We start from the raw sequence: 11,894 nt of genomic DNA on the forward strand, positions 1-11,894 counted from the left end.
TTTTGAGTTGCGCCTGCGGCGCCATTAAAAGGTGACACTCAACCCGCCGAGAAACGTCCGGGTCGGCGGATAAATCCCATAATCGATCCCCGCCTTGGTATTGTCCCCATCATAAAAATTGGCTTCCGGGTCATACCCGCTGTACCGCGTGATGGTCCACAGGTTTTGCGCCGACACATATACCCTGAGCTGTTTGGCGTGAATCTTCGCCGCCACGCTTCTGTCCAGCGTATAGCCGAGGGACAGGTTTTTCAGCTTTAGATAAGATCCGTTTTCTATGTAACGGTCCGTCACCTGCGGCACCGGCGAATCCGTCGCCCGGGCCACCGTACCGTTGGGGTTGGTTGCACTCCAACGGTTGACCAGGACGGCCGATACGTTCTGCGACAGGGTGGGCCGCTCCAGGGTCTGCTGGAGGAGGTTGAAGATCTTGTTCCCGTAGGCGCCCTGAAACAGGAAGGACAGGTCAAAGCCTTTATACGTAAAGGTGCTGGAGAACCCATACGTGTATTTGGGCTGGGCGCTCCCCAGGTAGTGCTTGTCTGCCGTGGTGATCTTGCCGTCGCCGTTATAGTCCACGTATTTGGTATCGCCCTGTCGCTGGGGTACACCCGCCAGGGTAGGCACCCCCTTGGCAAGGTCCGCAGCGGTTAACAAGCCTTGCGTACTATACCCCCAGAACGCCCCGACGGGGAGTCCCACGGCCACGATCACCGGCGATACCTGGCCTGTGGGCGCGAGGGGGAAGTAGCTGCTGACGCCTTGCCCGAGGTTCAGGATCCTGTTGCGGTTGGTGGCAAAGTTCAGGTTGGAGGTCCAGGAGAAGGATCTGCTCCGGATATTGTCCGTGCGCAAGGAGAATTCCAACCCCTTGTTGTTGACGCTCCCCACATTCTCCAGTTCGCTGGCATACCCCGTATACAAAGGCAAGGGGACATTCAACAACAAATCGGTGGTCTTCTTATAATAGGCATCCGCCACAAAGTTGACCCGGTTATTCAAAAACCCGACATCCACGCCCAGGTCGTACTGGGTGGTCGTTTCCCACTTCAGGTTCGGGTTGGCCAGCTGTGTCGGCGCCGTACCCGTGACGAGGGTGGAATTGAAATAGTAGTTGCTGGCACCCAAAACCGCAAGGGAACTATACGGCGGGACGGCGGAGTTACCCGTTTGCCCACCCGTCAACCGCAGCTTCAGGTTGCTGACCGTATTCTTAAGACTCCGGAAAAAGGGCTCTTCGCTGGCATTCCAGGAAAGACCCAAAGAGGGGAAAAAGCCCCACTTGTGGTTGGCGCCAAGTACCGAAGCCCCATCCGCCCTGCCGGAAACCGTCACATTATACACGTGCCGGTAGGAATAGCTGACCCGGCCCAGGTAGGAATTCAGCACCGAGGTATGCCCCCCGGAAGTGCCCAGCACCGGGGTCCCCGCATAACCTAAGTTGTTGTAGCCCGTAAGGTCGTTGGGGAACTTCTGGGCATTGGTCACCGCCTCTTCGTCCTTTTCCGCCTGGGTGGTATACCCCCCGAGCACGGTGAGAAAGTGGACGTCCCGGAAAGAGTGGTCGTAGGTAAGCGTATTTTCATTGACCCAGGTCGTGGCCGTAACCGTTCCAATCGACGCGACGCCACTGGAGGCATAGCCCGCGGACGTATAGGACGGTGCATAATAGTTCTGCTTGGTATAGAGCAGGTCCGCCCCGATCGTTTCCTTGAGCGTAAGGTCTTTCAACAGCTTATATTCCGCTGCAAAGTTCCCTAAGGTGCGGACGATATTGCTTTGGTTCGTCGTCGCCTCGATGTCCTGCAGCGGGTTTGTCGGTGTGGTGAGGTAAGGGCTTTTTACATAAAAGGAACCGTCCGCGTTATAGATCGGGACGATGGGCGAGGTCGTCAGCAAGGTGGAATAATAGTTGCTGAAATTGATGCTTCCATAAGTGCTGCCCGGCAACTCCGTTTGTTTGGAGGCGCTCCCAAAGGCGTTGACCGTCACCTTCAGCCGGTCCGATACATTCCGCTCGTAATTGATACGACCCGCATAGCGTTTGAAACCCGAGTTTACGATGACCCCTTCCTGGTCGAAATAGTTCCCCGAGATCAGGTACCTTGATTTCTCATCGCCTCCCGAGATCGACAATTCATGGTTTTGCTCCAGGGCTTTCCGGAGCGCGCTGCTTTGCCAGTCCGAGCCCGTACCGGCAGCCGTAATCTGGGCGTCGGTATATGTCTTGGCCACGCCGTCGCTGACATTCACGTCATTGATCAGCGACGCCCACTGGGATGCGTTCATCAGCGGTATCTTTTTGGAGACCGCCTGCGACCCTATATAAGTGCTGTAGTTGACCTCGTTGGTTCCTTTTTTGCCCCGGCGTGTCGTGATGATCACCACCCCGTTGGCGCCCCTGGATCCATAGATGGCCGTGGCGGAAGCGTCTTTTAACACTTCCACCGTTTCAATATCGCTCGGGTTGATCGTCGACAGCGCGTTGACCGCTGCCCCGCTCGTCGCCCCCGAATTGACATAGTCGTTATCGTTATAGACGATAAACCCGTCGATCACGTACAGGGGTGCGTTCCCAAATGAAATGGAATTCCCACCCCGGACCCGGATCGTGGCCGTGCTTCCCGGCTGGCCCGAGCTTTGGGTCACTGACACCCCGGAGACAGCGCCCTGCAGCAGGTTGTCAAAGGAGGAAGAAGGTTGGGTCAACAGGTTTTTGGACACCGTGGCCACCGAACCCGTGAGGTCGCTTTTGCGCTGGGTACCGTAGCCCACGATCAGGAGGTCCCCCAACGCCTTGTTGGATTCCTCCAGCTGTATGTCCACGTGTCCGTAGCTTTTGATGTCTACGTTTTTTGTCTTATAGCCGGTAAACGATACCTCGTAGGTAAGGGGAACGCGTTGCCCCGTGATAAAGTTAAATTCACCGTTGTTATCGGCCACCACCTGGTGGGTCGTCCCTAAAATATGGATCACCGCCCCGGGCAGAGGATCCTTGGTCCGCTCGTCGATCACCCGGCCGATGAGGACAACATTGTTGTTCTGGGCCACGGCCCGCGCCCAAAACAGGGCTGCCGCGACCAGTAGTACCGCATATTTTCGGTACCTTTGAAAAAGATGCATGTGAATGATTTTTAATCGTTCCAGTATTAGAACATCAGTAAGTGATTGGCGTTACTGGGCTGATGTTCGCACATTACCGGTAGGATTTACTCCTACCGGTTTTTTCTTTGTAGGGGGAAATCGCTGTCAACAACAACAGCAAAAGAGAGGGGAATTCTGTGTCATAACAGTAGTCTTGTATTTTAGTCGATACCGCAAAATAACTCAAAAATTATTAGTCCACCAAAATAGTAGAGTAAAAAAATAAAAAAAGCCCCGGTGCCAAACCGGGGCATCAAAGAACGATCGTTCGCCTACTCGTGCAACACCAGCACCGCCTTGATCGACCGGTTGAGCACCCGGTTCACGGTGCTGCGGGTAAAAATGCGGTAGATCACGTTGTGGTGATGTTTTACAACGCAAAGAATGTCCGTTTGGCTGGACTCGATGAAATTTAATATCCCAGAGGTAGGGTCCGTATCGGTCAGGTAGTTGAACACCAGCTCGGCGCCGGTGATCACTTTTTTCAAGGCTTCCTCTCCGGCCGACAAGGCGGCGGGATCGGATTTTTCCACGACGTTCAGGACCTGGAGCTTCCCGGAGCCAACGGCCTGGATCAGTTCGTTGAGCCCTTCGACGTCGCTGGCGGACAACCGGGAGTCGTAGTCGGAGGCCAGGGTGATCACGGGTTGGGCCGAAAAAGTACTTTCGGGCGGAACGATCAACACCGGGGTCGTCGTCTTGATGACCACAGAGGACGTATTGCTCCCGAACAAACCCGAAATGCCGGTTGACCCGCTGGCGCCCATCACGATCAGGGCCACAGGCTGTTCTTCCGCATACTTGACGATCGAGCCGCTGACGGAGCCCACGTCCACCCGGGTGGTCACGGTGACACCGGCAAATCGTTCTGTGAATTTATCCACCCAGGCCTTCAACGCTTCCCGCTTGCTGTTCTGGTAGTCTTCTATATATAAAGCGTTGTACGTATTGTTATTGACACCTTCCAGGGAACCTACGGCGTGGAGCACACAGACATCCTGGCGAAGCACCTTGGCCAGTTCCAGGGCATACTCAAAAGCGTTGGCGGCACTGCTGGAAAAGTCGGTGGCCACCAGGATCTGTTTCGGCTGGCCGGAGCCTTCGTTCCCCGTGGGAGCGTATTGCATATTCATCGGTTTCATATAAAAGAAGTTAAACAAATAAATGGAAAACAAAAAACAGACCCAATGCCAGCAGTATCGACACCGGCAGCGTCAGGACCCAGGCCATGGCGATATTCCTCAGCGTGCCGCTGTTGAGGTTCTTCGTTCCGCCGGACGCGACCATGGCCCCGGCAATCCCGCTGGACAATACGTGGGTGGTGCTCACGGGCAGACCGGAAGCGGTGGCCAGACCGATCATGCTCGCCGCCGTGATTTCCGCGGTGGCCCCCTGAGCATAGTTCAGGTGCTCCTTCCCGATTTTTTCGCCGATGGTCGTCACGATCCTTTTCCATCCGATCATGGTACCGATACCCAATGAGATAGAGATCGTTGCGATCACCCAGAGGGGTGCATAGTCGGTGAGTTTCCCCAGGTCGCCGGACGCTTTTTTGACGATAGCCTTGTCGGACGCAGGCATCTGGATTTTGCCGCTGGCTGCCAACGCACTCAGGGCTTTGGCGGCCGACTGGATCTTTTTCCGGTATTCGTATATGAGCTTGTGGCTGGGATCCCCATGTCCCCCGGCTGCTCCAAACACCCCCGCACCCGCGTCCGCGATGCTGTTGCTCAGCGAATCAAGCGTGGGCTTTGCATCCGGGTTGGCGGCGATCGCCCGTTGGATCACCTGTTGGGTCGGCGCCAGGGCCGAAGCGATCTTGTCCGCGGGGACCGAAGAGTCCAGCGCAAACTTGGCCGGCAGGAAGGCGATGAGGATCAGCATCAGCAGCCCTACCCCTTTTTGTCCATCGTTACTGCCGTGGAAGAAACTGACCAGCGTACACGTCGTGATGAGCAGGAGGCGGATCAGCAGCGGGGGCCGGTCGTTTTCTCCCTGGGGAATGTGAAACAGGGAGTTGGCCTTGACGACGTGTTTCAAAAACAACATCAGCAGGACAGCGACCCCGAACCCGAGCAGGGGCGACAAGATCAGCGACAGGCCGATCTCCCCGGCCTTGCCCCAGTTGACCCCGGCACCATGATAAAAATACGTGAACCCCAGACCGGCGCCGATCATCGCCCCGATCAGGGTATGCGAGCTCGAACACGGGATACCCAGGTACCAGGTCCCCAGGTTCCAGATGATGGAGGCCAGCAACACCGACAACACCATGACGGCCCCCACCTGAACCGGCAACGCCATCAGGTCGTTGAGCGGCACCAGTTTCAGGATACCCATCGCCACGGCTACGCCGCCGGTAAATACACCCATGAAATTGCAGAAGCCCGACCAGGGCACCGCCACCATGGGTTTCAACGCTTTTGTATAGATCACCGTCGCCACGGCGTTCGCGGTATCGTGAAATCCGTTTACAAATTCGAAACCGATGACACACAAAAGGCAAAGGAAAAATATGAGCAAAATAGAACCTTGTAGATCAACCTCGCCAATAAAAGGCAGGTTGATCATGTTGATCAGGAAGGACGTCATGCAAAAGGGTTTTTTCTGAGAAGTGGTCAGCAAAAAACATCATTCCTGGCGGGTTTCAAAAATATAGTATGTTATTTAATTATTATCTATTCTTTGTTAATCCGTAGTCTGTGCAAGCCAAATCAGTAAATATACTCAACTAATTCCTCCGGTGGCCGTATACCTTAGCATTCCTAAACAAGTTAATCTATGTCAAGCAAAGAAAAAGACCCCGTCATCGTGACGCTGCCCCCCGGAACCAGCGGAAACCTCTCCGCGTATGTCGTTGCAAAAGACGGCAGCCTCCTCGACACCGCTCCCTTTTCCGAGGGCAAGGCCCGGCTCTCTCTGTCAAAAGACACCTTAAAAGGCACCAGGGTTTTCGTTGGGCCTCCTTTTCCAAAGGAATATCCCGCCTCCAGGATCAACGCCTATTCCCTGGCCACTTCGGGCGCCCAGCAGATCAGTGTCAACTTTACCGCTGCAAACGAGATCGCCATTGTGCATCTTCCGGCATTCATCATTCCGCCGCTGCACAGTTGTGACATCGTCGGCAACGTCACCAATACGCTGACGGTAAATGGCCTGCCCCAGAGCGGTCCCCTTTGCAAAGCCAGGGTGCATATCTGCACCGTGGATTGGTTTTTCCGCTGGCCGATCTGGTTAAGACCCGTCGTCCCGGAAAACGTATTGAATGAACTGAAAGACAAGTTCGCCGCCCTGGCGACGTCACCCATTCCACCGGCACCCGATCCGGGTCCGCTGGCAGCCAAGGTAAACCTCCCCCTGCGTTCCCTCAGCGCCCGTACATCCAATGCGTTAAAACCGCTCCCCACCACCATCCAGGACGCCATCCAATCCGCCACAACCGATACGATTCACGAAGTCGTATTCAACCATGCGGAGATCCTTTATCCTTACTTCTGTATATGGCCCATCTTCTGGTTCTGGTTTTACCGGGTCACGGAAGTGGAAACGGTGTATACGGATTGCAACGGCCATTTCAACGGGCTGCTCCTTAGCTTCGCGCCCTTGCCGGCTGAAAATATCTATGTATGGGTGGAAGCCAATATAGGGGGAACATGGACCACGGTATATCGTCCTCCCTTCCCCTGTCATACCTATTGGGACTACGCCTGCAATACGGACATCGACATCAACCTGTCCAACCCCAACATTCCCCCCTGCAATTGCGACGTCACGGTGAACGACGGAACCGCCTGGTTCACCGCCATCGGCAGCCAGGCTATTGCTTCCGGGATCCAGCAAGACCCCACCTATACCAATGCCTATGGGATCGAAACGCTGGGGTGCTCCAACGTGTTCAACGCCGATCAGCTCAACCCGTTTGGCGCGACACTCGACCTCGGACTGGCCTTTGGTTCCATGCTGCCGCCGGCCAGCTACTACCGCTGGAAATATACTTTGGCGTATGATTCCACACTGAAAGCCCTGTCCGGGGAACCCACCCAATACATCATGCCTACCATCGCCAGGCCCTACCTCTGGCAAAAACCGGACGGAAGCTGGCAATCCGGATCCATCAATTTGACAGCCACCGATTCCGGCGGGAATACCGCCTATTCCATTCCCAACTTTAACGTGACAAGCTATCCGGGCGTTCCGTCCACGGCGGAATGGGTCTCCTTCAATTTCGTCAGTTCCTATTTCGACAGCACGGCTATTCCCAGCGGTTGTATCATCCGCCTGGAGCTCGAACTCCTGAACATGAGCGGCGGTCTTTTCGAAGTCGTCCCCGTTCCGCCCTCCACCTACCAGGTCTCCATAAACACCGATCCCTCCACCGGTTACGGTGGATCGGTCCCCGCACCGTCGCCCTACCTTAACCTGGACGGGTCCGGCAATGCCCTAAGCCTCTCCTTCCTGGTCCGCGTGGACAATTCCCCGGTCACGGCTACGATCAATAATGTCGTGCTGGAATCCAGCCCCGCCGTCACTTCCAATACCTGCGGCTACCTCCCGTTCCCCAACAACCCCACCGGCCTCGGTTACGGAACCATCCTCGGCTTCCAGGCCTCCGAAGCCTTCAACTTCGCCAAGTATGGTTTTGGCGTCGTCAGGGGGAACGGTTCAGGCGAGCCCGTCGCCGCCGGAGGGTACGTCTTCGAAAACTACACAGACCCGGGCGGCCACTACACTTTCACCGAATCTTCGGGCACCTTCACGTCGTCCGGGCTTACCGTCGGTTACCTGATGGGAACCTGCACGCAGGCAGCAGCCTTCGCGGAATCCCTCACCGTCACGCACCTGGCGACCGACGGCACCTCGGAGCTTTGGCAAACCTATGGTGAACCCTACTATGCAAGCTATCTCGCGGCCTTTGCGCTGATCGGCAGCTAAACCAACCCATATCCAACCTTGTAAGGGCCCTTTCCGGGGCCCTTTTTTTATTATCTTAAGAGACCTCAAGCCAACCTTATGCTTCATTTAACCCTTCGACACCGCGGGGCGCCGCGCCACCTGCCGCAGGCCGCCCATCGCCGCCTGCCCGCCGCCGCGCTGCTCCCACTCGCCGCGGCGCTCCTCTTCGCCGCTCCCGCGGCAGCCCAGCAAACCCAAAAACCTCCCCTGCACGGCACCCACTGGATGGCCGTCACCGGCAAACCCCTAGCCGCCGAAGCGGGCGCCCAAATCTTCCAGCAAGGTGGCAACGCCATCGACGCCGCCTGTGCCATGCTGGCCGCCGTATGCACCATGTGGGATGTATTGAGCTGGGGTGGGGAAACCCAGGCCCTCATCTACAATCCAAAAACCGGCAAGGTGATCGCCATCAACGCCCTGGGTTTTGCCCCTACCGGCGCCACACCGGCCTTTTTTAAAAGCAAAGGCTATGATTTTCCCCCCGAATACGGCCCCCTGGCGGCCGTGACCCCGGGAACACCCGGCGGGCTTTGTTATATGCTCGCGGAATACGGTACTCTAAGCCTTCAGCAGGTCCTTGCCCCGGCGATGGAGATGGCCGGGGGCTATGCCATCGAGGCCGAAACGGCCGACAGTTTTGAGCGCCAGAAAGCAAGGCTCAAACAATGGCCCTACAGCAAGGCCATTTTCCTTACCCATCCCGGGGAGCGGAGAGAGGCCCCGGAAGCGGGAGAAGTCTTCGTCCAAAAAGACCTTTTGGCCACCCTGACCAAAATGGTGGAGGCGGAACAGGACGCCCTGCGTCATCACAAAAGCCGCAAAGAAGCCATTTACGCGGCTTACGACCGCTTTTATAAGGGAGACATCGCCCGGGAATTCGTGCGCGGCTGCCAGGAGCAGGGCGGCCTGATCACGATGGAAGACCTGGCGGCCTGGAAACCCCTTGAAGAAGAACCCCTGCACACCAACTACCGCGGTGTGGAAGTCTACAAGCTCCAGCAGTGGACTCAGGGTCCCACCATGCTGCAAACCCTGAATATCCTCGAAAATTTCAACTTGAAGGATATGGGCTACAACAGCGCCCGCTACATCCACACCATTTACCAGGCGATGAACCTTGCCTTTGCCGACCGGGACTTTTATTACGGCGACCCCTACACCAATACCGGGCAACCCATGCAGGGTCTTTTGAGCAAGGCCTATGCAAAGGACCGGGCGGCCACCATAGACAAAGACCATAATAACGCCTCGGCAGCGCCCGGCGACCCCTACCCCTACGAGGGCAGGACCAACCCCTTCAACAGCCTGCTGCAACAAAGGGCCCACCTCGATTTTTCCCACGCCCTTGCGTTGGACGAATCCCTTTACCACGACCGGCTTTGGCGGGGTACCACGAGCATCGAGGCCGCCGACAAGGACGGCTGGGTCATTTCCGTAACGCCCAGCGGCGGCTGGCCCCCTGCCTGCGTCGCGGGACATACCGGCGTGGGCATGAGCCAGCGCATGCAAAGTTTTGTCCTGGATTCCGTCCTCGACCCCTTCAACGTGGTGGCGCCCCGCAAACGTCCGCGCGTCACCCTCACCCCCTCCCTCGCACTCAGGGACAACAAGCCCTTTCTTTGTTTTAGCGTACAGGGAGGGGATACCCAGGACCAAAACCTGCTGCAGTTCTTTTTGGACATGGTTGAATTCGGGATGACCGTCCAGGAAGCCACGGAAGCACCCAATATCAATTCCGACCAGCTCTGGCTGTCGCTGGGCGGAGAACACATAGAAGACCGGCGCCCCCGCCCCGGCCGTGTCCTCATAGGCAACATTACCCCACCCTATGTACGGGAGGAGCTTCGAAAGATGGGCTACACCCTGACTTCCGGAGACAGGACGAGCGGCCCGATCAATGCCATTTTTATCGACGCCAGACACGGCACCCTCTGGGGTGGCAGCAGCAATAACGGCGAGGACTACGGCATAGGCTGGTGACTACTGCGCGTGGGTGATGCTGGTCGTCCGCGCCTGCGTGCTGTCCCCCAATTTGGTTGTCTCCCCGTTGCAGTTCGTGAAATAAACCGGGTTGCCGTTGTCGAAAAAACGGTACACCTTGCATCCATCTTGCTCAAAGAGGTAAGACACCTTATACGTCTGGTTATTCTGGGCCTTCGCGGTCTGGATCGGGATGTTGGGGGAACAGGCGGCAAGGGCAAGCGGAAGTGCCGGTAAAACGGCCCAATACTTTTTCATAAAAATGATTTTCAGTTAAACTAGACGAGAGCGCCCCCAACTAAAAGTTAAAGTTGTACGAATGCCTTAAATTGCGGACCTATGAAGTGGTCCTACAATACCAGCTATCCATCCATCGACGATCTGCGTGACAAAGCTCAACGAAAGATCCCCCGCTTCGCCTTCGAATACCTCGACGGAGGTTGCAACGAAGACGTCAACCTCTACAAGAATACCGCGGAGCTTAGGGAAGTGGAGCTAAAGCCCTACTACCTCACCAGGCATACAGGATCGGATATGCGGACGGAGCTTTTCGGACACACCTACGACGCGCCCTTCGGCATCGCCCCCGTGGGACTCCAGGGTCTGATGTGGCCAAACGCCCCCGAGATCCTTGCCCGGGCCGCGTTTGAACACAATATTCCTTTTATCCTGAGCACTGTGACCACGTCCAGCATCGAGCGGATTGCCGAGCTGACCGAGAGCCGTGCCTGGTTCCAGCTCTACCACCCGGCGGAAAACACGCTCAGGGACGACATCCTCAAAAGGGCCGGGGATGCCGGTTACCCGGTGCTGGTCATTCTTTCCGACGTGCCCACGTTTGGCTACCGCCCCCGGGATATCCGCAACGGGTTGGCCATGCCCCCCCGCATGACCTTCCGGAACATGCTCCAGATCGCGGGCCGGCCTGAATGGGCGCTCCGGACCCTGATTCACGGCCAGCCGGCCTTTGCCACCATGAAGCCATACATGCCCAAAGGACTCGACATGAAACAGCTCGGGCTCTGGATGAACAAAACCTTTGCCGGCCGCCTCAACGAAGAAAAGATCGCGCCCATCCGGGACATGTGGAAAGGGAAACTGGTCATCAAGGGAATCGCCAGCGAAGAAGACGCCGAGACAGCCATCCGTCTCGGCCTGGACGGTATCATCGTCTCCAACCACGGCGGACGCCAACTGGACGCGGGAGAATCCGCCGTCCATTCCCTCGTCCCCATTGCCGCCAAATACGGCAACCGGATCAAGATCATGATGGACAGCGGTGTCCGCTCCGGCCCCGACGTCGCCCGCGCCATGGCCAGCGGAGCCGCCTTTACCTTTATGGGCCGGTCGTTTATGTACGGCGTCGCCGCGCTCGGTCAACAAGGTGGCCACCACACCATCTCGATCCTGAAAACCCAGCTCCAACAGGTCATGGAACAGATCTGCTGTGCGCGGACGTCGGAGTTTCAGCGGCACATAGTGCGGTAGCTTTCGCCTTGAAAAATTCGATATACCGCGAGAGCTCCCCGGTAATTCCCCAGAATACGACAAAGTGTCTCAGGTCGAACTTCTGGTAACCGCCGCTTTTGAACGTCAGCACAAGGTGTTCCTCGGTATGGATCGACCTTCCGCGTGTAGCCGAACGATCCAGGATGGCGGTTTCATCTACCTCGCTCCACTTGTATAAAATGTCGTCAATGGTCATCCCGTTCACATCTATGTGAATGCTGTAGTTGAGCGTATCGTTGAAAAAGTAGGATTTGACAAACCAAAGTGCGAGAACCAGGCCCACGGCAAAAAGGATCATCCCGAACAGC

Annotated in this window: 8 protein-coding genes; 3 read left to right on the top strand and 5 right to left on the bottom strand. The window is 56.6% G+C overall.

Annotated elements, in window-relative coordinates; genetic code table 11:
• Positions 1-24: 24 nt before the first annotated feature.
• From EDB95_RS01205 to EDB95_RS01215, 3 genes are all read right to left on the bottom strand, one after another.
• Entirely contained in the window at positions 25-3,123 is a 3,099-nt protein-coding gene (locus EDB95_RS01205) for a SusC/RagA family TonB-linked outer membrane protein (RefSeq protein ID WP_133989762.1), read from the bottom strand.
• A gap of 293 nt (positions 3,124-3,416) precedes the next feature.
• Positions 3,417-4,286 carry a universal stress protein gene (locus tag EDB95_RS01210; protein WP_133989763.1) on the bottom strand — a complete coding sequence of 290 codons (870 nt, stop codon included), beginning with the start codon at positions 4,284-4,286 and terminating at the stop codon, positions 3,417-3,419.
• Positions 4,287-4,296: 10 nt separating this feature from the next.
• Entirely contained in the window at positions 4,297-5,736 is a 1,440-nt protein-coding gene (locus tag EDB95_RS01215; RefSeq protein ID WP_133989765.1) for an inorganic phosphate transporter, read from the bottom strand.
• Between the two features lie 189 nt (positions 5,737-5,925).
• Between EDB95_RS01215 and EDB95_RS01220 the strand changes: the two genes are divergently transcribed.
• A complete protein-coding gene (locus EDB95_RS01220) occupies positions 5,926-8,076 on the top strand; it encodes a hypothetical protein (RefSeq protein ID WP_133989766.1) in 2,151 nt (716 codons plus the stop codon).
• Between the two features lie 78 nt (positions 8,077-8,154).
• A complete protein-coding gene (locus EDB95_RS01225) occupies positions 8,155-10,077 on the top strand; it encodes a gamma-glutamyltransferase family protein (protein ID WP_211352032.1) in 1,923 nt (640 codons plus the stop codon).
• Here EDB95_RS01225 and EDB95_RS01230 read toward each other — a convergent pair whose 3' ends face one another.
• Positions 10,078-10,335 carry a DUF4884 domain-containing protein gene (locus EDB95_RS01230; protein WP_133989768.1) on the bottom strand — a complete coding sequence of 86 codons (258 nt, stop codon included), beginning with the start codon at positions 10,333-10,335 and terminating at the stop codon, positions 10,078-10,080.
• 81 nt (positions 10,336-10,416) lie between these two features.
• On the opposite strand from EDB95_RS01230, the gene EDB95_RS01235 reads away from it, so the two are divergent.
• The gene (locus tag EDB95_RS01235; RefSeq protein WP_133989770.1) at positions 10,417-11,565 is read left to right on the top strand and encodes an alpha-hydroxy acid oxidase; all 1,149 of its coding nucleotides are present in this window, start codon (positions 10,417-10,419) and stop codon (positions 11,563-11,565) included.
• Here the strand turns inward: EDB95_RS01235 and EDB95_RS01240 are convergent.
• Complete coding sequence (locus EDB95_RS01240) at positions 11,507-11,884, bottom strand: hypothetical protein (protein ID WP_133989772.1); 378 nt, start codon at positions 11,882-11,884, stop codon at positions 11,507-11,509. The two genes, EDB95_RS01235 and EDB95_RS01240, sit on opposite strands and share 59 nt — an antisense overlap.
• Between the last annotated feature and the right edge of the window lie 10 nt (positions 11,885-11,894).

Origin of the sequence: Dinghuibacter silviterrae (genome assembly GCF_004366355.1) — a bacterium.
Taxonomy (GTDB): domain Bacteria; phylum Bacteroidota; class Bacteroidia; order Chitinophagales; family Chitinophagaceae; genus Dinghuibacter; species Dinghuibacter silviterrae.

Coding starts and splice junctions, on each gene's coding strand:
- EDB95_RS01230 (WP_133989768.1), bottom strand. CDS start 10,335: ATGAAAAAGTATTGGGCCGTTTTACCGGCACTTCCGCTTGCCCTTGCC.
- EDB95_RS01220 (WP_133989766.1), top strand. CDS start 5,926: ATGTCAAGCAAAGAAAAAGACCCCGTCATCGTGACGCTGCCCCCCGGA.
- EDB95_RS01210 (WP_133989763.1), bottom strand. CDS start 4,286: ATGAAACCGATGAATATGCAATACGCTCCCACGGGGAACGAAGGCTCC.
- EDB95_RS01215 (WP_133989765.1), bottom strand. CDS start 5,736: ATGACGTCCTTCCTGATCAACATGATCAACCTGCCTTTTATTGGCGAG.
- EDB95_RS01225 (WP_211352032.1), top strand. CDS start 8,155: ATGCTTCATTTAACCCTTCGACACCGCGGGGCGCCGCGCCACCTGCCG.
- EDB95_RS01240 (WP_133989772.1), bottom strand. CDS start 11,884: ATGATCCTTTTTGCCGTGGGCCTGGTTCTCGCACTTTGGTTTGTCAAA.
- EDB95_RS01235 (WP_133989770.1), top strand. CDS start 10,417: ATGAAGTGGTCCTACAATACCAGCTATCCATCCATCGACGATCTGCGT.
- EDB95_RS01205 (WP_133989762.1), bottom strand. CDS start 3,123: ATGCATCTTTTTCAAAGGTACCGAAAATATGCGGTACTACTGGTCGCG.